The organism is Flavobacterium oncorhynchi (assembly GCF_002217355.1).
Lineage (GTDB): Bacteria > Bacteroidota > Bacteroidia > Flavobacteriales > Flavobacteriaceae > Flavobacterium > Flavobacterium oncorhynchi.
The window spans coordinates 183,514-208,560 of the sequence record NZ_MUHA01000007.1 but is presented as its reverse complement, the minus strand read 5'-3'; the positions used below and the strand labels follow the sequence as shown (position 1 = coordinate 208,560).

Sequence of the window (25,047 nt, the reverse complement as noted above, 5' to 3'; positions counted from 1 at the left end):
ATTTAAGCATTTTTTAGAACTTATTGAAAGAGCGTTTTTTACAGTCCAATTTTTTTGTTGACTTTATCGTAAACTTCTTTTACTTTTTTAGGAGGATCAAATCGATAACCGACAGAAATTTTTAAAGTACCGATATTGTCATTTAGTCTAGGATCGACTTTATCATCTTGAGCAAAACTTACCGAATTTAAACTTGCAAAAGCAAAAAAACGGTCTTTATTATAGGCCAGTTTTAAATTAAAATCAACCTGATATAACGCTGATGTATCTCCGTTAACATCATTAATTCCAGCTCCCAATGCAATGCCCGCTCCAATTAAAACGCGATCACTGATTACAAAATTATAAAAGTAGGAGGGTGCAATAGTAAATACATAAATATCTCCTGGAGTAGAATCTGAAGTATTTAAATCTATATTGGTGTAATAAAATGAAAATGTTGGAATAAAACTTCCCGAACTTTTAGTCTGCCATTCATTTTGGCTTACGAGCGTTTTAAAAGAGAATTTATCATTAAAAACATAAGCTGTCGATCCGCCAATTTTAGTAGTTCTCATCCTTGGCAATTGAGCAGTTATATTATCATCACTAATATAAAATCCCTTTTGATTGATGAAAGTAAAAGACTGCATCCATTTTTTATAATAAAAACGGGTATTAAAATTAAAATGTTTGGAATGAGAATCGCCTTTGTTGCCGCCAAGAAATTTGGGCGCGAAACCTAGAGTAACATCGATGATTTTGTAATTCAGATTAAAACCAATCTGTTCTCTGCGATTCGGAATTAGATTAACAAATGTTTTTGGATCTTGACTATTTGAGGCAATTTGAAAACTATTGGAAGTATCTAAATAATAAATACTTGCCGTAATTTTATCATTGTATGATTTAAAATAACGATTTTGTAAAGTATCGTTTTGAGCAAAACACCCAAGAATACTGGTGAAAAATGCTATGTAAATCAATTTTAAACACATAGAGACATAGTTTTTAGATCATTTAAAAGACGTTTCACTCAAAATGAGCCACATAGCACACTGTGAAAAAATCATGATTTTCTAAAATCACCTCTAAGATAATTAAATCTATGTTTCTATGTGTTGAATAAATTTTTAAATCAAGATGATTAAACCCACTCAATTGGGTTTTCTAATATATTGATCAATTTTTCCTCATCGCTTCCCGCTTCTGGATGATGATCGTAAACCCATTGAACATGCGGAGGTAAACTCATCAAAATACTTTCGATTCTTCCGTTTGTTTTTAAACCGAATAAAGTTCCTTTGTCGTGAACTAGATTAAATTCGACGTAACGACCGCGGCGAATTTCCTGCCACGTTCTGTTTTCTGGAGTATATTCTAAATTTTTTCTTTTTTCCACAATCGGAACATAAGCTTCAAGAAAACTATTACCAACTTCGGTTACAAAATTGTACCAGTTTTCCATTGACATTTGCTCATTTGCTTTACAATAATCAAAGAATAAACCGCCAATTCCGCGGGCTTCATTTCTATGCGCATTCCAAAAGTATGAATCGCATTGTTTCTTGTATTTTGGATAAAATTCTAAATTATGTTTACCGCAAGCCGTTTTACAAGTTTGGTGAAAGTGTTTTGCATCTTCCTCAAACAAATAATAAGGCGTTAAATCTTGTCCGCCGCCAAACCATTGTTCGATCACTTTTCCAGATTCATCATACATTTCAAAATAACGCCAATTCGCATGAACCGTAGGAACCATTGGGTTTTTTGGATGTAAAACTAAACTTAATCCGCAGGCAAAGAAATCAGCTTCGCCAACATTAAACATTTTTTGCATCGTTTCAGGAAGTTTTCCGTGAACGGCTGAAATGTTTACTCCGCCTTTTTCAAAAACATTTCCGTTTTCAATAACACGTGTTCTTCCACCGCCGCCTTCAGGACGTTTCCAAAGATCTTCACGGAATTTTGTAGTTCCGTCAACAGCTTCTAATCCAGCGCAGATTTGGTCTTGTAATTTTTGTATGTATGCGTAAAATTTATCTTTCATGTTGCTTGTATTCTGATTTGAGTAACCCAAAATAAACGACATCTTCAAATGTTCCGTCGCCGCCTTTAAATTCGTCTCTTAATATTCCTTCTTGTTTAAAATGATGTTTTAATGCAATTTGCTGACTTGCTTTATTGATTTTTGAAGTACAGATAAAAACCTTGTTCATTTTTAAAGTATTAAAACAAAAATCTAATGTTTCTGAAACCAGTTTTGAGGTAATTCCTTTTCCTTGATAATCTTCATCAACAAAATAACCCAATTCACATTTAGAAATACGATTATCAATGCTTTTGATACATAAATAACCAATTAATGCATTGGTTTTTATGTCTCTGGGATAAAAATAGTATCCTTCTTTATGGTTCTCTTTATCTTGATTATAAGCAATGAAATTTTTGGTTTTTTCTAAATCTAAGCAATGAGATAAAGTTACTGGAAAAGTTTTTTCGATGTGTTTTGCATTCTTTTCGATAAGCGCGTAAAAATCTTTGGGAAGAATGTTTTCAATTCGCTCTGTTTTCCAATCTGTAAAACTCATTTCTATCTGTTTTTGGCCGAAGCAATTTTAGCGTTAATCCCAAAGGAAAAAACTTTGCTTTCTTGTTGGATATATTGGTAGATTGCAAGTGCTTTTTCTCGAAAATTAAATTGTTTCTCTGCAGAAAGTCCCATTAAAATATCGGCAAATTGTTCTTGCTGATTCCAGTCTAAATGACATTGTTGCAATAGAATAATTAATTCCTCTTCTGGAATTTCAATTGTTCTCTGCAGACTTAAGCCGAAACTTTTTAATTGTTCATCAATAAGACTTGTGTCTTCAGCATTCCAAAATTTCGGGACAAAAATTAAGGCATGCAAAGTTCGCAGAGTATTCTCTATTCTAATAGATTCTTCATCTCTAAGACCTTTGTTCAGCATGTTTTTTTAGTTGATGGTTGATCGTTTTTGGTTGATCGTTACATTTCCAACAACCATCAACCAAAAACTATCAACGATTATTGCCCGTATTCCTTAACCGCGTCAATAAATGCTTTTGCGTGATCTACTGGGATATTTGGTAAAATTCCGTGACCTAAATTTACAATATATTTGTCTTTTCCGAACTCGTCGATCATTTCGTGAACCATCTTTTTGATAGTCGGAATTGGAGAAAGTAATCTTGATGGATCAAAATTTCCTTGTAAAGTAATGTTTCCACCAGACAAGTAACGAGCATTTCTAGCCGAACAAGTCCAATCAACTCCTAATGCAGAAGCTTTACTTTTTCCCATTTCGCCAAGAGCAAACCAACAACCTTTCCCGAAAACAATAACCGGAGTAATATCAGCTAAAGCATCAACAATTTGGTTGATGTATTTCCATGAAAATTCCTGATAATCAACAGGAGAAAGCATTCCTCCCCAAGAATCAAAAATTTGAACCGCATTTACTCCAGATTTTACTTTTTCTTTTAAGTATAAAATAGTGGTATCGGTAATTTTTTGTAATAAAGTATGCGCTGCTGCTGGATTTGAAAAGCAGAATCCTTTTGCAGTATCAAAACTTTTAGAACCTTTTCCTTCAACAGCATAACAGAAGATTGTCCAAGGAGAACCAGCGAAACCAATTAATGGTACTTCGTCGTTCAGCATTTCCTTAGTTAATTTTACAGCATCAAAAACGTAACCTAAACTTTCATTTACATCTGGAACAAAAACTTTGTGTACATCTGCTAAAGAACGAATAGGGTTTGGAATGATTGGACCCAAATTATCTTTCAATTCTACGTGAATTCCCATTGCACGAGGAACTACTAAAATATCTGAGAATAAAATTGCAGCATCTGGAGCAATTCTTCTGATTGGTTGTACTGTAATTTCAGCAGCTAATTCAGGAGTTTCGCAACGCGTAAAAAAATCATATTTGTCACGAAGTTCTCTAAATTCAGGTAAATATCTTCCTGCCTGACGCATCATCCATACCGGTGGGCGTTGAACTGTTTCTCCTTTTAATGCTCTTAAAAATAGGTCGTTTTTTAACATTGTTTTTTATTTTAGTTGCAAAGCCGCAAAGGGACAAAGTTGCAAAGGTTTTTATTTGTATTCGTTAATTACATCTTCAATTACGTCTTCAACTGTGGGCTGGTCTGCAATAATGATGTTTTTGGTGATTTTATGTAAAGCTTCTGCGGTGGTTTCCCCAATGCAAAAACAGATTTCTTTCTTGATCGTATTTTCTTTTAAATAACTTTCAACACCAGACGGACTGTAAAATAAAATTGCATCAACAGGTGATTTTATTTTTTGAGGCTGTAATGAGGTTTCGTAAACCTGAATTTCGTTTAGTTTTATTTGTGCTTCTTTTAAAGCTGTTGGTAAAGTATCTCTTCTAAGATTTCCACTGAAAAAAGTATAACTTTCACTGCGGTAAATTAAAGTGATAATTTCTGCTAAATCAGCCGCATAACCAGTATAAGCTACAACATTGAATCCGTTTTCAGATAAAAGAATCTTTGTTTTTAAACCAACGCAATACACGTTTTTACTTTTAAGATCTTCTGATTTTGGATTGGATAAAACACTACGAACTGCATTTTGACTGGTAAAAATCAAACTTTCGTTGAGGTTTTTAAGTTCAAAAGGTTTGTTTTCGGTTTTGATAAAGTCAGCTTCGATTACTTCTATGCCAGCTTTTGTTAACTCTTGTTTTTGAACAGGAGATAATATTTTTGTGGATAATATCTGAATTGATTTTGCCATTATTTTTTCAGGGATTCTTTAATCTTCTGCATTAATTCTGCTCCCCCATTATTTAAGATTTCCTGAGCTGAATGAAAACCTAATTTTTTCCATTCTGAAATATCAACCGTTTTGTTGATTTCTAATTTTTGTTTTCCGTCAATAGAAAGTAAAACACCTTGAAAATGAAGCGTATCCTCGTCTTCGTTATAGTTTACCAAAGCTCCGATTGGTGCCGTACATCCGCCTTCAAGTGTTCTCAAAAATTGACGTTCGATATACGTGCAAATTTCAGTTTCGATATGATTTAACTGCGAAAGTGCATCTAAAGTATAATTATCATTTTCCATTGCTACAACAAGCATTGCTCCTTGTGCCGGCGCGGGAATCATCCAGTCTAAATTGATGAAATTTTCAGGTTTTAAGTTAATTCGTTCCAAACCTGCAGCAGCAAAAACAGCCCCATCCCAATCATTGTCCTGTAATTTTTGCATACGCGTATTTACATTTCCGCGTAAATCAACTACAGTATGATTTGGATATTTGTTGAACCATTGCGCCTGACGACGTAAACTGCCGGTTGCAATTGTACTTGGATTCGTAAAATCAGGATTTCCTTTATGAACTAAAATATCAAGAACGTTTGCTCTTTCTAAAACAGCAGCTTGAACAATCCCTTTTGGTAAAGCCGTTGGAACATCTTTCATAGAATGAACCGCAATATCTATATCACCATTAATCATGGCAATATCCAGCGTTTTTGTAAAAATTCCTGTAATCCCTAATTCGTAAAGAGGTTTGTCCAGAATAATATCACCTTGAGATTTTACAGCAACAATTGAGGTTTTATAACCTAAGTCGTTTAATTTCTTTTCGACAGTGTGTGCCTGCCAAAGAGCCAATTCGCTGTCACGTGTTCCAATTCTGATTGTTTTTTCAGCCATTTTTTTTATTTTACCATTAAGGCATTAAGAGAATTAAGTCTTTGTGTTTAATTTAAGGTTATTAAGCTTTCTGTATGGTTTGGCTTAATTATCTTGACAAAGATTGACTTAATTTATTTAATGTCTTAATGATTTAATATTTTATTTTAATCAATTAATCTTGCAAAATGATCATTTACAAGAGGTTTCATTGATTTTGTTATGTTTGTTGTATTGAAATTTATCAATAACCCTTGAGGTCTTTGTAATAATTTCATATAAGTTAATAATTGCGCTTCGTGAATTGGTAGTAGGTTTTCTATTGCTTTTAATTCAACAACGACACAATCATTAACCAATAGATCTATTCTTAAATCAGATTCAAATTCAAGATCATAATAATCAATTTTAACAGATAATTGTTGTTTTACATCATATCCGTTTCGCTCTAATTCATATTTGAGGCACTTCTCGTATATACTTTCCAAAAGTCCAGGTCCTAAAGCTTTGTGCACTTTTATAGCAAAACCTGTAATTTCATAAGCCAATTGCGTTACCTCTTTTTTTGTCATAGAACTTTATTTCTTTTTACCATTAAGATATTAAGTTAATTAAGCTTTGTGTTCAAGAATAGCTTGGCTTAATTCTCTTGACAAAGATTGAACTTAATTTCCTTAATATCTTAATGGTTTAATTTTTATTAAGTATTACTACTACAAATCTTAATTCTCTTAATGCCTTAATGGTAAAATTTAAAATTAAGATGCTTTTATTTTGAAGACTTTTTCGATCCATTCGATGCTTTCATCGACCATAGTATCGTCGTCTTTTAAATGATTGGCAAAATGAGTAGTGATTTTTTGGATGATTCTATTACTGATGATTTCAGCTTGTTCTTCATTAAAATCGGCAATTTTTTTACTTTGAAAATCTAATTCTGAAGCTTTTATTGCGTTTAATTTTTCTTTTAAGGCGTTAATTGTTGGAGCAAATTTGCGGCCTTTCATCCAAATTACAAATTCTTCTTTGATTTCTTCAATGATCGCTTCCGCAGCTGGAATGTGTAATTTTCGGTTTTCCAAAGTTTCATCTGTCAATTGCGACAAATAATCCATATGGATCAAAGTTACACCGTCTAATTCCTCTACATTTTCATTAACGTTTTTCGGAATAGACAAATCCAGAATCAATAAAGGTTTTTTAAGATTTAAGATTGCTTTGTCAACAGTTGGGTTTTGAGCGCCTGTTGCAACAACCACAACATCGGCTTTTTGAAGTTCTAAATGAAGTTCAGAATAATCTTTAACAATCAAATTAAGTTTTCCAGCTAATTTCTCGGCTTTGTCTTTAGTTCGGTTGATTAAAGTAATATGTTCGTTTTTAGTATGTTTTACTAAATTTTCGCAAGTGTTTCTGCCAATTTTTCCAGTTCCAAAAAGCAAAATGTTTTTATTACTGATGTCTTCTACATTTTTAAGAATGTATTGTACTGAAGCAAAAGAAACCGAAGTTGCACCAGAACTGATTTCTGTTTCGTTTTTGATTCTTTTACTTGCCTGAATAACCGCATTAACCAATCTTTCTAAAAAAGCATTGGCTAATCCCATTGATTTTGAATGGGCAAAACTGGTTTTAATTTGGGATATAATTTCAAAATCGCCTAGAATTTGACTATCTAAACCAGTTCCTACGCGAAACATATGATTAATTGCTTCTTGGTTTTTGTAAACAAAACCAACTTTTTGAAAAGCATCAACAGAACCGTTGCTGTTGTCGCAAATAAGTTTGATTAATTGAAAAGGATGTTCTGCAAAACCATAGATTTCGGTTCTGTTGCAGGTTGAAGTAACAATTAAACTTTCTATTCCATCATTTTTAGCTTGTTCCAGCAAACGAGTTTTTGCAACAGCATCCAAACTAAATTGACCTCTGACCTCAGCATCAGCTTTTTTATAACTCAGACCAACTGAGTAAAAATAAAGGTGTTTCGGTACGTTATTGTTTTCCATAAATTCACTTTCATAAAAGTGCAACAAAATTATTACTATAGTGTTTATAAAAGTAACGCTTAAAGTACTTTTTGTATCGCTATGTGTTTTTTTGATTGTAAACGACTGTTTTTATGCAAAAAGAAGTACTTTTGTAGCAAAATCAAGTCGTTTGAAATGATTTGTTTAGAGTCGTTCTAAATAACATTCTGGATTTGCTTTGATTTTCTTTTCTAAAAAACATCGCTATGAGTTCTCAAGAAATTATAAAAATTGAAGACGACTTTACGCTGATCCGTTTTCAAAACGACAGTTCAGAACCCTTTTTTGGGCAGCATGAAGTAGGTAGTGGGCTGATACAGTTTCACTTCGGGATAAAAGGCAACGCCAAATTTTTGTTCAATCAAGGTAATTATGCTTTAGAATTGAAAGAAGAAAAATCGCTGCTTTTGTACAATCCGCAAAAAGAATTACCGCTGAATTTAGAATTAGCTCCAAACTCTTGGGTGATCTCTGTAATTGTCTCTATTAAAAAATTTCACGCGTTATTTTCTGCCGAAGCTGATTATATTACTTTTTTAAGTCCTGATAATAAGGATAAAAAGTATTACAATGAAGGGAATATTAGTCCGTCAATGGCAATTGTTTTAAGTCAGCTGTTTCATTATAATCTTCATCCATCTATAAAAAACCTTTATTATAAAGGAAAAGGATACGAATTATTGAGTTTGTATTTTAATAGAACCGAAGACCCAAACGCAGAACAATGCCCGTTTTTGATTGACGAAGATAATGTGTTGAAAATTCGCAGAGCTAAGGAAATTATCATTGCTAATATGGCTGAACCGCCTGGATTGCAAGAATTGGCAGATGAAATTGGTTTGAATTTGAAGAAGCTTAAAATGGGGTTCAAACAAATTTACGGCGACACTGTTTATGGTTTTCTATTTGATTATAAAATGGATTTTGCGAGAAAGCTTTTAGACAGCGGATCTTATAACGTAAACGAAGTTGGATTGAAAATTGGATACAGCACTGGAAGTCATTTTATAGCGGCGTTCAAGAAAAAATTTGCGACAACTCCAAAGAAGTATTTAATGTCAATTAATGCGAATGTTTAATGATTAAAAGATATTCAATAGTTTTATTGCTCTTCTTAATTCTGTCTTGCAAATCAAAAGAAGAAAAAATGTTTTTTGATTTTGATAGTGTTGAATATTATTCATTAAATAAGAGCAAAGAGCAGGAAATGGATGCGAACCATAGTAAAGGTATTGATAACACTACTGAGGACAAAATCTTTTATAATGATTATCCAGAGAAAGTAAATAATACGATTTTTTACAAAACAATTAATTCTGATGGATTTTCTAAGTCTGAACTATCTAAAAAAGATGTTGAGTATTTAAGAGATTATATTTTTTTAGAAAAGTCTTCTTTAAAGATGTTTGAAAATGTATATGCTTGTTCGCCTCAATATAGAGATATTTTAATTTTCAAAAAGAATAAAGAAATCTCAGGAATAGCTAAAATATGTCTTTCTTGTCGCCAGTTTTATCTGATTAGCTCTAAAAAGGAAATTCAAACAGAAAACTTTGGAACAGAGAAAGAATTTAAATCGTTGGAAAAATTATTCAACAAATATAAAAAGGATATAAACTGATAGTGTTTTAATTCAATCAATTTTAAAAATAACAAGATAATTAAAAAGTAATAAATATCATATTTCTAAAAAGTTACAAGTAATACTTTTGACGAAATTTTAAAAACAAATAAAAAGCTTAAAGCCTAATGCTTAAAGCCTAAAGCAAAAAAATAATGAAAGGCGTATTATTAGTAAATCTAGGATCTCCAGACAGTCCAACGACAAAAGATGTAAAACCTTATTTAGATGAATTTTTAATGGATAAATACGTGATTGACGTTCCGTATTTGTTGAGAGCATTATTAGTTCGCGGTATTATTTTAAGAAAAAGACCAGAAGAATCAGCGCATGCTTATGCAAAAATTTGGTGGGAAGAAGGCTCTCCTTTAGTAGTTCTTTCTGAAAGAATGCAGAAAAAAGTACAGCCTTTGGTAAATGTTCCCGTTTCTTTAGCAATGCGTTACGGAAGCATGACTATCGAAAAAGGACTTCAGGAATTGAGTGATAAAGGTGTTACAGAAGTTTTACTTTTCCCGCTTTATCCGCAATATGCAATGGCTTCAACTTTGACGATTTTGGTGAAAGCGGAAGAAATTCGCAAGAAAAAATTCCCACATATAACGTTTACAGATGTTCCGGCATTTTACAACAAACCAGATTATATCAAGAATTTGGCCGATTCGATTCAGAAGCACTTAGTTGGGTTTGATTATGATCATTTATTGTTTTCGTACCACGGAATTCCAGAGCGTCATATTCGTAAAACAGATGTAACCAAATCACATTGTAAAATTGACGGTTCTTGTTGTAATACGCCATCTCCGGCACACGATTTTTGTTACCGTCACCAATGTTATGAAACTACAAGACAAGTTATTAAGCTATTAGGACTTCCTGAAGATAAATATAGTTTGACATTTCAATCGCGTTTAGCGGGAGACAAATGGTTAGAACCTTACACCGATGTTGAAATTGATAACATGCCGGCAAAAGGAATCAAGAAATTAGCAGTTGTAACACCAGCTTTCGTTTCAGATTGTTTAGAAACGCTGGAGGAAATCGCAATGCGTGCCAAAGAAGATTTTGAAGCAAATGGAGGAGAAGAATTTTTGGCAATTCCATGTTTGAATGATGACGACGAATGGTGTGAGACTGTTGGGAATTGGATAAACGATTGGGCTAAATAGAGAATAGAAGCGAGAGTAAAGAAAAAAGACTTTATGGAATATTACAATTATCTAAAATCACTGCATCTTATATTTGTAATCACTTGGTTTGCTGGTTTGTTTTATATAGTGCGTTTGTTTGTTTATCAAATTGAAGCAAACGAAAAATCATCTCCAGAAAAAGAAATTTTACAGGCGCAATACAAAATAATGGCCTACCGTTTGTGGTATATAATTACATGGCCGTCGGCAGTTTTGGCGAGTATTTTTGCTTTTTGGATGCTGTTTTTTACAGATGCCGGTCATATTTGGCTTTCACAGTCCTGGATGCATGTAAAATTATGTTTCGTTTTTCTGTTATATTTATATCACGGAAAATGCCATCAAATTTTTAAACAGCTGCAAAATGACGAAGTAAAATATACCAATAATTTTATGCGTTTATGGAATGAAGGCGCAACAATTATACTATTTGCGGTTGTTTTTTTAGTAGTTTTAAAAAGTGCCGTCAACTGGATTTTTGGTGTAATCGGAATTATTTTATTCTCGGTTTTAATTATGCTTGGATTTAGGTTTTATAAAAGAATTAGAGAGAAAAAATAAAAAGGTTGCCACGAATTGCACGAATTAGCACGAATTTATTTTTGTGATTTTTTTGCCACAGATTAAAGTGATTATTAATATTTTAAACTGCGTAAAAAAATCATTGGAATTCTTTAATCTGTGGGAAAAAATTAGTGCTAATTCGTGTAATTCGCGGCGAAAAAACAAAAACTATGTTTAACAACTTCAAAATGTCAATGCTTTCGCTTCGTACCAGGATTTTCCTGTCGATGATTGTATTGATTGTTGTGGCATCTTTTTTATTGGCTTCGATTTCTATTATACAGTTCAAAACCGAAGCAAAAGAATACCATCAAGAGCGGCTGGAACGTAAAGAAAATGCTGTAAAAGAGCATATTAATTATGTACTTTCTACAACCACTTATCCTTTGAAAACCCAAAATCTAGATTTAATTTTCAAAGATAAAATTCATGAACTTGCACAGATTCATAAAATTGAAATCAATATTTACAGTCTCGACGGGAAGCTGCTAAAATCTTCAAAAGAATCCTTTGCAGTCGATAAAATATCACCGCCAATTCCTGAATATATTCTGAAATTAGTTCGTTCATCAATCGAAAAACGTTTTGTAGATATTAAAACTATCGACGGCGTTAAAAACAGATCGTCGTACAGTTTAATTAAAGATGAAAAATTCAAACCTTTAGGAATTTTAAATCTTCCATACTTAGAAGATGACGGTTATTATGACAATGAGCTGAATACGTTCTTAATTCGCTTAAGTCAAGTATATTCTTTTATGCTGCTTGTTGCTTTTGCGTTGGCGTATTTTCTTTCGACTTATATCACAAAATCATTAAAAACAATTTCTGATAAATTGGAAGAAACCAATTTAGATCAGAAAAACGAAAAAATCGTAATAGAAGCCACCAGTAAGGAAGTAAATTTCTTGATTAAGGCTTATAATGGAATGGTGGATAAACTTGAAACCAGCGCGATAAAATTAGCTCAAAGCGAACGTGAAGAAGCTTGGCGCGAAATGGCGAAACAAGTGGCGCATGAAATAAAAAATCCGCTTACGCCAATGCGATTGACCGTTCAGAGTTTTCAGCGAAAATTCGATCCAAACGATCCAGATGTAAAGCAGAAGATGAATGATTATTCAGAGACTTTAATTCAGCAAATCGATACCATGACAGCCGTTGCTTCGGCATTTTCTAATTTTGCCTCAATGCCTGCACAGCAAAATGAGACTTTAAATGTCGTTGAGGTTGTAGAGTTGGCATTGGATATTTTTAATGAAGATTATATTTCTTTTGAAAGTGATGAAGAAGAAATCATTTCTAAGATGGATAGGACACAGTTAATACGTGTGATCACGAATTTAGTTAAAAATGCAACACAAGCAATTCCAGAAAGTCAGATTCATAAATCGATTGTTGTCAAGGTAAAAAGGCGAAATAATAATGTTGAAATCGCTGTAAAGGACAACGGAATTGGAATTCAAAAACAAGATATAAGCCGAATATTTGAGCCAAAATTCACGACTAAAACAAGCGGAATGGGACTTGGATTAGGAATTATAAAAAACATTATCGAAAATTACAAAGGAACGATTACCTTTGAATCAACATACGGAAAAGGAACTACTTTTAGAGTTTCTTTGCCAATAACAAACTCATAAATTCTAGGTCATGAACTACGAAAATCTTTTAATTTCGATTGAAGAAAAAATTGCGACTGTTACAATTAACAGACCAGCAAAACTGAATGCTTTAAACAAAGCAATGATCAGCGATCTTAGTAAAGCGATTAAATTATTGGGAAAAAACGACGATGTTCGTGTTATTATCTTAACAGGAAGCGGCGAAAAAGCATTTGTGGCTGGAGCTGATATCTCAGAGTTTGCAAATTATACCATTATAGAAGGCGCACAATTGGCAGCCGAAGGTCAGGAGTCACTATTTGATTTTATAGAAAACCTTAAAAAACCTGTTATTGCGGCTGTTAACGGTTTTGCATTAGGAGGCGGATTAGAGTTAGCAATGGCTTGTCATTTTAGAGTAGCATCAGATAATGCTAAAATGGGATTGCCAGAAGTTACTTTAGGATTAATTCCTGGTTATGGAGGAACGCAGCGATTGCCTCAATTAATTGGAAAAGGACGCGCAATGGAAATGATTATGACTGCATCAATGATTTCTGCTGAAGAAGCAAAACAATACGGTTTGGTAAATCATGTTGTGTCTCAGGCAGAACTTTTGTCGTTTACAAACGGAATTGCTCAAAAAATTATTAAAAATGCTCCGTTTGCAATTGGTAAAGCAATTAAAGCAATTAACGCTAATTTCGAAGATGGCAAAAATGGATTTGACACGGAAATAAAATCTTTCGGAAAATGTTTTGGAACACAAGATTTTAAAGAAGGTACAACAGCATTTTTAGAAAAGCGCAAAGCCGAATTTACAGGAAAATAATTTTTCTTAACCGCAAAGTTCATAATTCAGATAGTTATAAAAATTGCGAACTTTGTGGTTAAATAATAACAGACAAAGGTTTTAAAAACTTAGAACCTTAGCATCTCAGAACCTTAGAACCTTAAAAAAAATGTACGAACCAATATTTGCTCTTTTTTGCGAACGCGTTAAAGAAAGCATTCAAAACGGAACTTTTGCTAAACTGACTTTAGCCAAAACAATGGGAGATACTGAAATTAAAAATATCTACTTTCGTTTGGTTTTAAATGAAGATAATACTTTCTCGATTTCATTAACAACGCGTTATAAAACGGAAGAAGTCGAAAGTATTCACACCTTAGACGAGGCTTTATTGGTGTTAGGAACCTATATTAAAAATCCTTTTTTGACAGCATTGTTATTTACAACAGACAACGATTTAACGTTTAAAGTAAACAAAAAGAATGCTGGAAGTATTATTGAACAACCACCAACATTTAAAAATGCTTCACCAGTAATGTTGGAGATGATTGAAAAGGGAATTGTTTGAAATAGTTAAAGTTAGTGTCTTTTTCTAATTCGTAAGAAAAATGAATTATTTTAGTTGTAGTTTTCTAGATTAAAAATAATTGCACATGAATGTATATAGAGTGTCAGGTCGGTTGAGAGCTTTTATTTTCTTTTTTTCAATAGTGCTAATATTGATGTTTGGCAGCTTATTTATAGTTCCTTTTGTTACTTTACCGCCCAACTCTCGTATTTCGGAAATGTATAGTTTCTGCTGTTCCTCAGTTTATTTGAATGTTCTAGTGATGTTACTAGCTTTTGTGGTTATCGTTTCGGCCCTAATTTTATTAATTAATGTCTTTATACGAAGAATCATTTTTACAAATGATTCTATTGTTTCAAGAAACATATTTAGTACCCGAAGATTAGCATACGATGAAATTAAGGGCTATAAAATTAACCATTCCATGCTTTATATAGTTACAAATTCCAGCAAGAAAAAACACATTGCGATAAATCTTTTTAGTTTAGAAAGAGCTAATAATTTAATACGCAGTTTAGAAATGCGGTTTACAAATTTAGATTTCTAATTAATAAAAAGAGCTATACTAATTTTACGAACAAATTAGAAGCGATTTTATTCGAAATCGACAATTCCTTGTTGTCAACTTTTATTTTTACAGATAAATCAAAAGATTCTTTAGAAAGGAATTCGATTTTAGAACCCAAAGCAATTCCTTGTTTGTCTAAATATTTTAGGAATTCTGATGAAGTATCTTTTACCCCTACACAAACGCCAGTTTGATTTTCAGATAATTCAGAAAGCAATTGTTTCTCTATCTTAATAATTCTACCATTTGCATCTGGAATGGGATCTCCGTGCGGATCTTCAGTCGGATTTCCAAGAAAATCATCCAAACGATTTATTAATTGTTCTGATTTAATGTGTTCTAATTGCTCTGCAATATCATGAACCTCATCCCAGCTGAAATTTAGTTTCTCAACTAGAAAAACTTCCCATAAACGATGTTTTCTAACAATCATTTTTGCCGCTAGTTTTCCATTTTCAGTTAACGAAACGCCTTGATATTTTTTATAATTAACCAAATCTTTCTCGGCTAACTTTTTAAGCATGTCAGTAACAGATGAAGCTTTAGTTTCCATCATTTCGGCAATTGCATTCGTGCTCACCTCAGTTTCTAATGAAGCTGTAAGATGATATATAGATTTAAGATAATTTTCTTCTGAAAAAGTCATTTTTTTGAGGTTCTAAGGTTCTAAGATGCTGAGGCTCTAAGTTTTCTTTTTCGGCTTTTATAAAACCTTAGCATCTTAGAGTCTCAGTACCTTTATTTAACAATCAACAAAGGTATCGAAATTTTATGTCTGAGTTTGTCTACTGTAGTGCCAAAAAGAATATCTTTTAATCCAGTGTGGCCGTGAGTTCCCATAACTAAAACATCAAAATTTCCTTGATTAATAATATTTGGAATCACAGTGTTAGGTTTTCCAAAACCAAGTTCAGTTTCGATTTTAAACCCTTTCTGCGAAAGCATATCTTTATATTCCAACAATAATTTCCCGTCTATAGTAGTTTCGTGATCAGCAATATTTCCTCCGTACATTAGCGCGCCTACCGTTTCAACAATATGAATTAAAGTGTATTGTGCATTAATTCCGCCCAGTTCAAAAGCATTGTTAAGTGCAGCTTCATCAGCTTTAGAAAAATCTACAGAAATGGCTATATTTTTCTTATTGTAGATTTCTTTTTGAACATATTGTAATTTAAGATGGTGAGGAGAATGATTTTCAATATTTGATTTCGCTCTTGCAATAAATGGTTTTACAATAATATATAGCAGCAAAGCCAGAAAACCAAAAGCAAGCGGCACAACTGTAAACCAAATTATTGCTGGATGCTCTGAATTTGCAAGCCAAGAAGTTATTTCGTCATAAACCAATTTTGCATTTAATGAAACGATGATTGCGGCGATGATCCAAGAAACTGTTTGAGTAGTTTTGGAGATATGAAAGCCATTCATTTTAGATTTATCACTCACAAAATGAATTAGAGGAATAATGGCAAAGCCAAGCTGAAGACTTAAAATTACCTGACTTAAGATTAATAATTTTCCAGTGACGCTTTCTCCATAAATAGAAATAACAATTAATGCTGGAACAATAGCAATTAAGCGGGTTAAAATACGACGAACCCAAGGCTGAATGCGCAAATGCAAATAACCTTCCATTACAATCTGTCCGGCAAGAGTTCCTGTTACGGTTGAACTTTGTCCTGCAGCAATAAGTGCAACAGCAAATAAAATTGGAGCCCATTTAGTTCCTAATAACGGTTCTAGAAATTGATGCGCATCTTGAATTTCGGCAACCTCAAACATTCCGTTTTTATGAAAAGTTGCAGCGGCGAGAATTAAAATTGCGGCGTTTACAAAGAATGCTAGATTTAAGGCAATAGTAGAATCGATCAAATTGTATTTCAACGCTTGTTTTATGCCCGCCGGGCTACGGTCAAATTTTCTAGTTTGTACTAAAGAAGAGTGCAAATATAAATTGTGCGGCATTACAGTCGCTCCAATAATTCCGATCGCGATGTATAAAGCTGCCGAATTTGGAATTGAAGGAATAAGACCTGCAAGGATTTTTGGAACTTCGGGTTGTGCAAAAATCATTTCAAAAATAAAAGAGAGACCAATAATTGCGACCAAAACAATTATAAAAGCTTCCATTTTTCGAATACCTTTATTAATTAAGAATAATAGAAGAAAAGTATCTAAAACAGTTATTAAAACGCCTTCAAACAGCGGAATTCCAAATAATAGATTAATTCCAATCGCCATTCCCAAAACTTCCGCAAGATCGCAGGCGGCAATGGCAATTTCTGCCAAAAAATATAAAATGTAATTAATGAATTTTGAATAGGTTTCTCTTGAAGCCTGCGCAAGGTCGCGCTGCGTTACAATTCCCAAACGTGCACTTAAGCTTTGCAGCAGCAAAGCCATTAAATTACTCATTAATAAAACCCAGACTAAAGTGTAACCAAATTGACTTCCTCCGGCGATATCTGTTGCCCAGTTTCCAGGATCCATATATCCAACACTTACAAGATATGCGGGGCCTAAAAAGGCTAATATTTTTCTAAAACCTGTTTTTTTATGCTCTGTAGCAACCGATTGGTTTACCTCTTCTAAAGATTTGGTCATTTTAAAAGTATTGTTTTAACAAATATAGGTATAAATTATATTCGTAGAACAATATTTTTAGGCGAGTCTAAATATTAGATGTTAGAATTCAAACAATTTGGACATAAACCTGATAATGTAAAATTTATCTCGTTTACTTTATAATTGTGCGGCATAATATAACTTGGCTTTACATTTTCGAGACAGGTAATTTCATGACAGTTTTCGCAGCTAAAATGGGCATGATTATGTATGTGCACACGCTGATGCGAATGATTGCATTTTGCATATTTTACGGTACCGTCTAGATTTGAAATTTTGTGAATAATATCATCGTTAACTAAGCGATCTAAAATTCGGTAAGTAGTAACACGATCACATATCTCGTTCAATTGTTTTTGAATTTCGGTATGAGACAGAGCTGTTTTAGATTTCTCAAAAATCTCTAAAACGGCCGTCTTTGCTGTGGTATTGCGCATGGTTTTCATTCTGTTTATAAATTAAAAAATTAACGCAACAATGTTGCAATTTATTTTAATGTGTATATTTGCAACAAAATTGCATTAAGCAAAAATACAAGAAATGAAGAAAACAACAACATCCTTTTATGATATTTTAGGAATTTCGAGCGCGACTATTTGCCTGGTTCATTGTTTAATTTTTCCACTCTTAACCATTCTGCCTTTAGGCTTAAGTCACAATCCAATTATCGATTTATTATTTGCTTCAATAGGTTTATTTGCCATCTTCAAAATTATTAAAAAATCTGCTCTTTTAGTCTCAACAATTCTAGTTGTTTCAATGATGTTGATCTGGATAAGCATTTTAAGTGAGATGGTGTTAGACATACATTCAGATTTAATTTATTTGGGAGGCATCGGAATGATTATCGGGCATTTGATCAATTACAAATTACACAAAAAACAAAATCATTAAAAAAACAGTGTTATGAAACAGAAAAATTTTGATGTGATTATCGTTGGCGGCAGTTATAGCGGTTTGTCAGCGGCAATGAGTTTGGGGCGCTCGCTGCGCCAGGTTTTGGTTATCGATAGTGGTTTGCCTTGTAACAGACAAACGCCATATTCTCATAATTTTATTACGCAGGACGGCGAAAAACCAGCTGTTATTTCGGCGAAAGCCAAATTGCAGGTTGCTCTTTATAAAACAATTCATTTTTATAATGGACTTGCGGTAGAAGCGGTTAAGAGAGAAAACGGATTTGAAATTTCAACAGAATCTGGTGAAGTTTTCAAGGCTAGAAAAGTCTTGTTTGCAACTGGCGTTAAAGATTTGCTTCCTGAAATTAAAGGTTTTGCAGATTGCTGGGGAATTTCAGTTTTACATTGTCCATATTGTCATGGTTATGAAGTTAAGAACGAAAGAACGGCCATTATTGCAAATGGTGAAATGGCTTTTGAATATTCAAAGCTGATTTCAAATTGGACAAAAGATCTTAGATTATGTACAAACGGAAAATCAACTTTGACTTTAGATCAAGTTGAGGCTTTGAAAAAACATGGAATTACTCTATTTGAGGATGAAATTGAAGCTTTTGAGCATGCAAATGGATATGTGGAGTATATTATCTTCAAAAACGGTGAAAAAACGGCTGTAAAGGCTGTTTATATGAAACCGCCTTTTAAACAACACTGCACTTTGCCAGAAGTATTAGGCTGTGATTTGAACGAACAAGATTTACTAAAAGTAGATGCAATGCAAAAAACAAATATTGCCGGTATTTATGCAAGTGGAGATTGCACGACTCAAATGCGATCTGTTGCAATAGCAGTTTCTACAGGATCGTTTGCTGGAGCTGTGATTAATAAAGAACTTATTGATGAGGATTTTTAATTATTGTCGAAAATCTTTCGCAAAGCCGTTAAGTTTTATAAAAAAAACTCGGCGTCTTCGCGGCTTTGCGAGATTTAGTTAAGAGAATGCAGTAAAAAATAACTTTGCGTTTTTTGTCTTTAATGGGTTAAAAATAAAAATATAACATATTGATATGGATTTAGTTGAAAAATTACAAATTTAAAGTTGATGTTTGTCAAATTTAATTTTTAGTTTTGTCTAAATTTAATTTTACCACGATGAAAAATTCAATTTGGATATTGATATTATTTAATTTACACTTTTCTTTTGCACAAGAAACGACGAAAGTATCGGGTTTTATTTCTGGTGAAGGAAGGAAAATACAAGCCGCAAATGTTCATTTACTAGGTTCAAAGCAAAAAACCGTTTCGGATAGTTTGGGTTTTTATGCATTCGAGAATGTTGCTTTTGGAAATTACACTATTCAGGTTTCTCAAATGGGATTTCAGACTTTGAAAAAGAAAATTGAAGTGACTAAAGATTCTATTCAATCTTATGATTTTGAATTGACCGATAATGAGAATCAGCTTAATGAAGTTGTGGTTTCTGGGACTTTAAAAGCCGTAAAGCGATTAGAAAGCGCCGTTCCGGTTGAGGTTTATTCGCCCGTTTTCTTCAAGAAAAACCCAACACCAAGTATTTACGATGCGCTTCAAAATGTAAATGGCGTTCGTCCTCAGCTCAATTGCGGCGTTTGCAATACGGGTGATATTCATATAAACGGTTTGGAAGGACCTTATACTTTGGTTTTGATTGATGGAATGCCAATTGTAAGCAGTCTTTCGACAGTTTACGGTTTGTCAGGAATACCAAATTCATTGGTTGAGCGAATTGAAATTGTAAAAGGTCCCGCTTCTTCTCTCTACGGAAGTGAGGCGGTTGGCGGATTAATTAATATTATCACTAAAAACCCAACAAATGCACCAATGTTTTCTGCGGATTATTTTACAACTAGCTATTTTGAGAATAATCTTGATTTGGGAATGAAATTTAATGTTGGAAAAAAAGCAACTTCGCTTTTAGGAATTAATTACTTCAATTATAATCAAGTTATCGATAAAGACAAAGATAATTTTACAGATGTAACACTTTCTGATCGTATTTCGGTTTTTAACAAATGGAGTTTTCGTCGAAATAATAATCGTTTGTTTACCATTGCAGCACGCGGAATGTATGAAGATCGCTGGGGCGGAGACATTAGATGGGAGAAAAAATATAGAGGCGGCGATGAAATTTACGGCGAAAGTATTTATACAAAAAGAGGAGAGCTGATAGGAAGTTATCAATTACCATTTGAAGAAAAATTAATGCTTTCTTTCTCTGGAAATGTGCATTATCAGGACAGCCGCTACGGAACAACCTCATATATAGCAAATCAAAAAATTGGTTTTCTGCAATTGACTTGGGATAAAAAAATAGGCAGAAATGATTTTCTTGCTGGAATTGCCACTCGATATTCTTATTATGATGATAACACAACGGCAACAAAAGAAGCTGAAAGTACTTGGCTGCCAGGAATTTTTGTTCAGGATGAAATTACAGTTTCGTCAAAAAGCCAAATTTTGTTAGGAGCGCGCTATGATTACAACTCCATTCATGGTTCGATTTTTACACCAAGATTTGCTTATCGCCTAAAAGCAAATGAAAATACTATTTTTAGATTAAATGCCGGAACAGGGTTTCGAGTTGTAAATTTATTTACTGAAGATCATGCAGCACTTACAGGTTCTCGAGATGTTGTAATTCAGAATGATTTGAAACCAGAAAAATCTGTAAATGTTAATTTTAATTATATTCAGAAAATTAATTTCGGAAACGGAACATTTATGGGTATTGAAACGACCGCTTTTTATACACGATTCAGCAATAAAATAATTTCAGATTACGAGACTGATCCTAACAAAATTATTTATGATAATATTGATGGATATGCCTTAAGTCAAGGAATTAGTACGAACATTGATGTGAATTTTACGAACGGATTGAAATTTATTCTCGGCGCGACTTTTTTAGATAATAAAAATGTTGAAGATGGAATTGCGGCACGACCTTTTTTAACAGAGAATTTTACTGGAACTTGGAGCATTTCGTATAAAATTGAACCTTGGAATTTGTTATTGGATTATACCGGAAATGTGTACAGCCCAATGAAACTGCCTTTGCTGAACGAATATGATCCAAGAAATCCAAACTCGCCTTGGTACAGCATTCAAAATATTCAGTTTACGTATACAGGATGGAAAAATTTTGAACTTTACGGGGGCGTAAAAAATCTGCTTAATTTTACTCCAATGCAGAATAACCCATTTTTGATTTCGAGAGCAAACGATCCTTTCGATAAAAATGTTCAATATGATTCGGCTGGAAAAGTATTGGTTACGCCTGATAATCCGTACGGTTTAACTTTTGATACGACTTATGTTTACGGACAAAATCAAACTATTCGTGGTTTTATAGGATTACGATATACTTTGAGGTGATTTTATAAGCCACAGATTGCAAGGATTAGAAAGGATTTTTTCGCCACGAATTGCACGAATTTACACAAAGTAGTACGTAGTAAAAAATTCAAAATTCGTGAAAATTTGTGTAATTCGTGGCAACATTTTGTAATCCTTTAAAATCAAATTATTCGCGGACTTAAAGGATTACGATATACTTTGAGATAAATTTATAAGCCACAGATTAAAATGATTTTTTTTAATATGATTGATTAGCAATTGTCAGGCTGAGCGAAGTCGAAGCCCTGCTCCAATTGGCAAGCCCTTCGACTTCGCTAAAGGTGACAATCAGAAAAAAGTATTTTAATCTGGGGTTCCAATAGCTATCGGGAGTGGCAAAAAAAACAAAACAATGAAAAAGCTATTTATTTTAATTTTCTTCCTCGGAATTTCAGCAACAGGTTTTTGTCAGCTGAAAAATAATTCTTTTGAAGAAATTGATAGTTTGCAGCAAATTCAAAAACGAAAAATCATTGTTTTCATTCATACCGATTGGTGTCAGTTTTGCCAAAGAATGAAAGCAACAACTTTCAAGAATAAAGAAATCATTGAAGCATTGAATTCAAATTTCTATTTCATTGATTTTAATGCCGAAGAGAAACGCGATATTATATTTAATAATCAGATATTTAAATATCAACCTTCGGGGAACAATGTTGGCGTTCATGAACTGGCTTTGCAGCTTGGAACGATTAATAACCAAATTGTATATCCGGTTTTGTGTGTTTTGAATGAGAATTATGAAATCATTCTTCAGTACAACAACTATTTAAGTCCAAAAGATTTTAAACTTATTTTAAAAAAATTGGAAGAATAAAATTTCTTATTTTTGAGAATGGATTCTTCGCAAATCAGACACTTCGATTACATTTTTACGGGAACTGGACTGGCTGCTTTAATGACAGTTTACAAAATGATTCTAACTGAAAAATTTTCAGATAAATCTATTTTGCTGCTAGATCAAGATTCAAAGAAAAGAAATGACAGAACTTGGTGTTTTTGGGAAAAAGAAGATTCGATTTGGAATCCTATCATTTCTAAAAAATGGGATTTGGCTTTGTTTGCCAATCAAGATTTTAAACGAGATCTTGAATTAGAACCATATACATATAATAAAATCAGCGGATTAGATTTTTACAATTTCATTTTTGAAAGGATTTTAAATCAGCCAAATGTTACTTTTTCGAATGAGAAAGTTACCGATATAAACGAACTTGAAACCCATGTTTTTGTGGGTACAGAAGAAAATCGTTACACGGGAAATTACTTATTCAACAGTATTTATACAAAGGCTTTCGCCGAAAGTCAAAATAAATATCCAGTTTTACAACAGCATTTTGTGGGTTGGTTTGTGAAAACTGAGAAGGAAATTTTTAATTCTGAAAAAGTCACTTTTATGGATTTTTCGGTAGAACAAAAAGGAAATACTCGATTTATGTATGTTTTACCTGCTTCTACAACTGAAGCTTTGGTAGAATATACTTTGTTTTCAGAAAAAAGACTTTCAACAGAAGAATACGAAAGTGAAATTCAAGTTTATTTGGAAAAACTCGGAATTCAGAAATATGAAATTCAGGAAAAAGAGCAGGGAAGTATCCCGATGACTTGTTATCCTTTTTGGAACAAAAACACTAAAAGGGTTTTAAACATTGGAACTGCCGGCGGATGGACAAAAGCAAGTACAGGTTATACCTTTAAAAATTCGGATAAAAAATCTTCAGAATTAGTTGATTTTCTTCAAAATGAGAATTTTAAAATGAAAGATTTTCACAAGAGAAGCCGATTTTGGTTTTATGATTTATTGCTTTTAGATATTTTGTATCGTCATAATGAATTAGGAAGTTCTATTTTTTCTTCTTTATTTAGAAATGGAAATCGTCGATTGATTTTTAAGTTCTTAGACGAAGAAACTAGTTTTTTTGAAGATGTTAAAGTTATTTTAAAGTGTCCAAAAATTCCATTTATTAAAGCGTTATTTAGGGTGATTTTTCTCTCAAATAAAATTAACCAAAACCAATAACCTTTGAAAAATATTACTTTAGGAATTTCTTTCTTTTTTACCCTTTTATCTTTCGGACAAGTTTCTACAAATAAAGTGCATGATGCTATTGTGGAAGAGTTTTTAACCAATTGCGCCGAAAAACACAATTATGTTTTTGAAATGGCTGAATGGCAGGATTGCCTTGATCAGGGATTAAAAAAAGACAGTACTGTTGCCTATCTCTGGCAGCAAAAAGCAATGCCTTATTTTAAATGCAAAAAGTATGAAGCCGGAATGCAATATTTAGACAAGGCTGTTTTTTATAATAAAGAACGCTGGCTGTCTTATAGGGCTTTTATTAAGTGCATTTTTGCACATACTTACAAAGAAGCTATTAAAGATTTTGAAGAATGTATAAAACTTTATGGAAACAGTTATGTTATGGATCATTCTTTTAGTTTTTACATGGGAATTTGTTATCTTCAGTTGAACGAATACAGCAAAGCGGAGAAGCTTTTTGATGATTATGTAAATGATATTTATAAAAACAGGCAACAATTGGAGCACCCAACGGCTTATTTTTATCAGGGAATTGCGCGGTACGAGTTGAAAAAATGGGATGAAGCAATTGCTATTTTTGATAAGGCGATTAAAATCTATCCTGAATTTTCAGACGCAAAGTATTACAAAGCGATTTGCTGGCTGAAACAAGGTAAACCAAGAGATGAAGTTGTGGCTTTGGTAGGTATTGCTAGAGAGGATGCTGCAAAAGGTTTTTCTCTTAATGAAGATAATACTATTTATGAAACCTATCCGTACCAAAAGAAATTCAGTAAATAAGATTATGTCATTGTTACCGAGTTTATTGTGGGTTTTGTTTTGAAGAAAGTGAGTTGTTTTAAGATTTGATTTTGACTTACGACTTTATGACTTTACAACTTTTGACTAAATCAATCGAACTATAACAAAACTTTATACTTCAAATTAAGTAGTTGCGAGTAAACTTTGTAACTTTGCAGTTCAAAAGTAAAATTTAAAAATAAGAAATATGTATCCAGAAGAAATGGTAAAACCAATGCAAGCTGAATTAACTGCTGCAGGTTTTCAAGATTTACATAGTGCTGAGGCTGTAGATAATGCTATCAAAGCTGAAGGTACCACTTTAGTTGTTGTAAACTCTGTTTGTGGTTGTGCTGCAAGAAATGCACGTCCGGGAGCAAAAATGAGTTTAGAAGGTGCTAAAAAACCAGATCATCTTATTACAGTTTTTGCTGGTGTAGACAAAGAAGCTGTTGATGCTGCAAGACAACATATGTTCCCATTTCCTCCATCATCGCCATCTATGGCTTTGTTCAAAAACGGAGAGTTGGTTCACATGTTAGAGCGTCACCACATTGAAGGTCGTCCAGCTGAAATGATCGCTGAGAATTTGCAAGATGCATTTAATGAGTTTTGCTAATTTAAGCGACTAAGGTTCTGAGTTGCTGAGNNCTC

26 protein-coding genes are annotated in these 25,047 nt (G+C 33.0%); 14 read left to right on the top strand and 12 right to left on the bottom strand.

The window, feature by feature from the left end; all coding sequences use genetic code 11:
* Window positions 1-38: 38 nt before the first annotated feature.
* The 9 genes from B0A75_RS06400 to hemA form a co-directional block, all read right to left on the bottom strand.
* Window positions 39-977: a DUF4421 family protein gene (locus B0A75_RS06400; RefSeq protein ID WP_089053469.1), complete on the bottom strand. Its 939-nt coding sequence runs from the start codon at window positions 975-977 to the stop codon at window positions 39-41.
* 149 nt (window positions 978-1,126) lie between these two features.
* Window positions 1,127-2,029: an oxygen-dependent coproporphyrinogen oxidase gene (gene hemF, locus B0A75_RS06395; RefSeq protein WP_089053468.1), complete on the bottom strand. Its 903-nt coding sequence runs from the start codon at window positions 2,027-2,029 to the stop codon at window positions 1,127-1,129.
* On the bottom strand, window positions 2,019-2,570 hold the full coding sequence (locus B0A75_RS06390; protein WP_089053467.1) for a GNAT family N-acetyltransferase: 552 nt from the start codon (window positions 2,568-2,570) through the stop codon (window positions 2,019-2,021). Before B0A75_RS06390 ends, hemF begins: the two co-directional genes overlap by 11 nt.
* Window positions 2,571-2,572: 2 nt before the next feature.
* Window positions 2,573-2,950 carry a hypothetical protein gene (locus tag B0A75_RS06385; RefSeq protein ID WP_089053466.1) on the bottom strand — a complete coding sequence of 126 codons (378 nt, stop codon included), beginning with the start codon at window positions 2,948-2,950 and terminating at the stop codon, window positions 2,573-2,575.
* Window positions 2,951-3,027: 77 nt separating this feature from the next.
* Window positions 3,028-4,053 carry a uroporphyrinogen decarboxylase gene (gene hemE, locus B0A75_RS06380; RefSeq protein ID WP_089053465.1) on the bottom strand — a complete coding sequence of 342 codons (1,026 nt, stop codon included), beginning with the start codon at window positions 4,051-4,053 and terminating at the stop codon, window positions 3,028-3,030.
* Window positions 4,054-4,104: 51 nt separating this feature from the next.
* Window positions 4,105-4,770, bottom strand: a complete 666-nt coding sequence (locus tag B0A75_RS06375) for a uroporphyrinogen-III synthase (RefSeq protein WP_089053464.1) — start codon at window positions 4,768-4,770, stop codon at window positions 4,105-4,107.
* Window positions 4,770-5,693, bottom strand: a complete 924-nt coding sequence (gene hemC, locus B0A75_RS06370; protein WP_089053463.1) for a hydroxymethylbilane synthase — start codon at window positions 5,691-5,693, stop codon at window positions 4,770-4,772. Before hemC ends, B0A75_RS06375 begins: the two co-directional genes overlap by 1 nt.
* A gap of 146 nt (window positions 5,694-5,839) precedes the next feature.
* Entirely contained in the window at window positions 5,840-6,244 is a 405-nt protein-coding gene (locus B0A75_RS06365) for a GxxExxY protein (protein ID WP_089053462.1), read from the bottom strand.
* Window positions 6,245-6,430: 186 nt separating this feature from the next.
* On the bottom strand, window positions 6,431-7,681 hold the full coding sequence (gene hemA, locus B0A75_RS06360) for a glutamyl-tRNA reductase (protein ID WP_089053461.1): 1,251 nt from the start codon (window positions 7,679-7,681) through the stop codon (window positions 6,431-6,433).
* Window positions 7,682-7,908: 227 nt separating this feature from the next.
* Here hemA and B0A75_RS06355 point away from each other — a divergent pair, with 227 nt between their 5' ends.
* From B0A75_RS06355 to B0A75_RS06325, 7 genes are all read left to right on the top strand, one after another.
* On the top strand, window positions 7,909-8,781 hold the full coding sequence (locus tag B0A75_RS06355) for a helix-turn-helix domain-containing protein (protein WP_089053460.1): 873 nt from the start codon (window positions 7,909-7,911) through the stop codon (window positions 8,779-8,781).
* The gene (locus B0A75_RS06350) at window positions 8,781-9,323 is read left to right on the top strand and encodes a hypothetical protein (RefSeq protein WP_089053459.1); all 543 of its coding nucleotides are present in this window, start codon (window positions 8,781-8,783) and stop codon (window positions 9,321-9,323) included. Before B0A75_RS06355 ends, B0A75_RS06350 begins: the two co-directional genes overlap by 1 nt.
* 155 nt (window positions 9,324-9,478) lie before the next feature.
* Window positions 9,479-10,492, top strand: a complete 1,014-nt coding sequence (gene hemH, locus B0A75_RS06345) for a ferrochelatase (protein WP_089053458.1) — start codon at window positions 9,479-9,481, stop codon at window positions 10,490-10,492.
* A 33-nt stretch (window positions 10,493-10,525) separates the two neighbouring features.
* Entirely contained in the window at window positions 10,526-11,074 is a 549-nt protein-coding gene (locus B0A75_RS06340; RefSeq protein ID WP_089053457.1) for a CopD family protein, read from the top strand.
* 230 nt (window positions 11,075-11,304) lie between these two features.
* On the top strand, window positions 11,305-12,720 hold the full coding sequence (locus tag B0A75_RS06335) for a sensor histidine kinase (protein WP_089053456.1): 1,416 nt from the start codon (window positions 11,305-11,307) through the stop codon (window positions 12,718-12,720).
* A 10-nt stretch (window positions 12,721-12,730) separates the two neighbouring features.
* On the top strand, window positions 12,731-13,513 hold the full coding sequence (locus B0A75_RS06330) for an enoyl-CoA hydratase/isomerase family protein (protein ID WP_089053455.1): 783 nt from the start codon (window positions 12,731-12,733) through the stop codon (window positions 13,511-13,513).
* 130 nt (window positions 13,514-13,643) lie between these two features.
* Entirely contained in the window at window positions 13,644-14,042 is a 399-nt protein-coding gene (locus tag B0A75_RS06325) for a hypothetical protein (RefSeq protein ID WP_089053454.1), read from the top strand.
* A 560-nt stretch (window positions 14,043-14,602) separates the two neighbouring features.
* Here B0A75_RS06325 and B0A75_RS06320 read toward each other — a convergent pair.
* From B0A75_RS06320 to B0A75_RS06310, 3 genes are all read right to left on the bottom strand, one after another.
* Entirely contained in the window at window positions 14,603-15,256 is a 654-nt protein-coding gene (locus B0A75_RS06320; protein WP_089053453.1) for a metal-dependent transcriptional regulator, read from the bottom strand.
* Between the two features lie 92 nt (window positions 15,257-15,348).
* Complete coding sequence (locus tag B0A75_RS06315) at window positions 15,349-17,217, bottom strand: Nramp family divalent metal transporter (protein ID WP_089053452.1); 1,869 nt, start codon at window positions 17,215-17,217, stop codon at window positions 15,349-15,351.
* 74 nt (window positions 17,218-17,291) lie between these two features.
* A complete protein-coding gene (locus B0A75_RS06310) occupies window positions 17,292-17,684 on the bottom strand; it encodes a Fur family transcriptional regulator (protein ID WP_089053451.1) in 393 nt (130 codons plus the stop codon).
* Window positions 17,685-17,778: 94 nt separating this feature from the next.
* Here B0A75_RS06310 and B0A75_RS06305 point away from each other — a divergent pair, with 94 nt between their 5' ends.
* The 7 genes from B0A75_RS06305 to B0A75_RS06275 all read left to right on the top strand — a co-directional run bounded on the left by B0A75_RS06305 (window position 17,779) and on the right by B0A75_RS06275 (window position 25,012).
* Window positions 17,779-18,132, top strand: a complete 354-nt coding sequence (locus B0A75_RS06305; protein WP_089053450.1) for a MerC domain-containing protein — start codon at window positions 17,779-17,781, stop codon at window positions 18,130-18,132.
* A 12-nt stretch (window positions 18,133-18,144) separates the two neighbouring features.
* Entirely contained in the window at window positions 18,145-19,050 is a 906-nt protein-coding gene (locus tag B0A75_RS06300) for an NAD(P)/FAD-dependent oxidoreductase (protein WP_089053449.1), read from the top strand.
* 239 nt (window positions 19,051-19,289) lie between these two features.
* A complete protein-coding gene (locus B0A75_RS06295; RefSeq protein ID WP_089053448.1) occupies window positions 19,290-21,551 on the top strand; it encodes a TonB-dependent receptor in 2,262 nt (753 codons plus the stop codon).
* Between the two features lie 373 nt (window positions 21,552-21,924).
* Window positions 21,925-22,389 carry a thioredoxin family protein gene (locus tag B0A75_RS06290; protein WP_089053447.1) on the top strand — a complete coding sequence of 155 codons (465 nt, stop codon included), beginning with the start codon at window positions 21,925-21,927 and terminating at the stop codon, window positions 22,387-22,389.
* An 18-nt stretch (window positions 22,390-22,407) separates the two neighbouring features.
* Window positions 22,408-23,592, top strand: a complete 1,185-nt coding sequence (locus B0A75_RS06285) for a lycopene cyclase family protein (protein WP_089053446.1) — start codon at window positions 22,408-22,410, stop codon at window positions 23,590-23,592.
* 3 nt (window positions 23,593-23,595) lie between these two features.
* Complete coding sequence (locus B0A75_RS06280; protein WP_089053445.1) at window positions 23,596-24,393, top strand: tetratricopeptide repeat protein; 798 nt, start codon at window positions 23,596-23,598, stop codon at window positions 24,391-24,393.
* Between the two features lie 208 nt (window positions 24,394-24,601).
* Window positions 24,602-25,012 (top strand): BrxA/BrxB family bacilliredoxin, encoded by a 411-nt coding sequence (locus B0A75_RS06275; RefSeq protein WP_089053444.1) that lies wholly within the window; start codon window positions 24,602-24,604, stop codon window positions 25,010-25,012.
* Window positions 25,013-25,047 lie beyond the last annotated feature (35 nt).

Coding starts and splice junctions, on each gene's coding strand:
- B0A75_RS06400 (WP_089053469.1), bottom strand. CDS start 977: ATGTGTTTAAAATTGATTTACATAGCATTTTTCACCAGTATTCTTGGG.
- hemF (WP_089053468.1), bottom strand. CDS start 2,029: ATGAAAGATAAATTTTACGCATACATACAAAAATTACAAGACCAAATC.
- B0A75_RS06390 (WP_089053467.1), bottom strand. CDS start 2,570: ATGAGTTTTACAGATTGGAAAACAGAGCGAATTGAAAACATTCTTCCC.
- B0A75_RS06385 (WP_089053466.1), bottom strand. CDS start 2,950: ATGCTGAACAAAGGTCTTAGAGATGAAGAATCTATTAGAATAGAGAAT.
- hemE (WP_089053465.1), bottom strand. CDS start 4,053: ATGTTAAAAAACGACCTATTTTTAAGAGCATTAAAAGGAGAAACAGTT.
- B0A75_RS06375 (WP_089053464.1), bottom strand. CDS start 4,770: ATGGCAAAATCAATTCAGATATTATCCACAAAAATATTATCTCCTGTT.
- hemC (WP_089053463.1), bottom strand. CDS start 5,693: ATGGCTGAAAAAACAATCAGAATTGGAACACGTGACAGCGAATTGGCT.
- B0A75_RS06365 (WP_089053462.1), bottom strand. CDS start 6,244: ATGACAAAAAAAGAGGTAACGCAATTGGCTTATGAAATTACAGGTTTT.
- hemA (WP_089053461.1), bottom strand. CDS start 7,681: ATGGAAAACAATAACGTACCGAAACACCTTTATTTTTACTCAGTTGGT.
- B0A75_RS06355 (WP_089053460.1), top strand. CDS start 7,909: ATGAGTTCTCAAGAAATTATAAAAATTGAAGACGACTTTACGCTGATC.
- B0A75_RS06350 (WP_089053459.1), top strand. CDS start 8,781: ATGATTAAAAGATATTCAATAGTTTTATTGCTCTTCTTAATTCTGTCT.
- hemH (WP_089053458.1), top strand. CDS start 9,479: ATGAAAGGCGTATTATTAGTAAATCTAGGATCTCCAGACAGTCCAACG.
- B0A75_RS06340 (WP_089053457.1), top strand. CDS start 10,526: ATGGAATATTACAATTATCTAAAATCACTGCATCTTATATTTGTAATC.
- B0A75_RS06335 (WP_089053456.1), top strand. CDS start 11,305: ATGATTGTATTGATTGTTGTGGCATCTTTTTTATTGGCTTCGATTTCT.
- B0A75_RS06330 (WP_089053455.1), top strand. CDS start 12,731: ATGAACTACGAAAATCTTTTAATTTCGATTGAAGAAAAAATTGCGACT.
- B0A75_RS06325 (WP_089053454.1), top strand. CDS start 13,644: ATGTACGAACCAATATTTGCTCTTTTTTGCGAACGCGTTAAAGAAAGC.
- B0A75_RS06320 (WP_089053453.1), bottom strand. CDS start 15,256: ATGACTTTTTCAGAAGAAAATTATCTTAAATCTATATATCATCTTACA.
- B0A75_RS06315 (WP_089053452.1), bottom strand. CDS start 17,217: ATGACCAAATCTTTAGAAGAGGTAAACCAATCGGTTGCTACAGAGCAT.
- B0A75_RS06310 (WP_089053451.1), bottom strand. CDS start 17,684: ATGAAAACCATGCGCAATACCACAGCAAAGACGGCCGTTTTAGAGATT.
- B0A75_RS06305 (WP_089053450.1), top strand. CDS start 17,779: ATGAAGAAAACAACAACATCCTTTTATGATATTTTAGGAATTTCGAGC.
- B0A75_RS06300 (WP_089053449.1), top strand. CDS start 18,145: ATGAAACAGAAAAATTTTGATGTGATTATCGTTGGCGGCAGTTATAGC.
- B0A75_RS06295 (WP_089053448.1), top strand. CDS start 19,290: ATGAAAAATTCAATTTGGATATTGATATTATTTAATTTACACTTTTCT.
- B0A75_RS06290 (WP_089053447.1), top strand. CDS start 21,925: ATGAAAAAGCTATTTATTTTAATTTTCTTCCTCGGAATTTCAGCAACA.
- B0A75_RS06285 (WP_089053446.1), top strand. CDS start 22,408: ATGGATTCTTCGCAAATCAGACACTTCGATTACATTTTTACGGGAACT.
- B0A75_RS06275 (WP_089053444.1), top strand. CDS start 24,602: ATGTATCCAGAAGAAATGGTAAAACCAATGCAAGCTGAATTAACTGCT.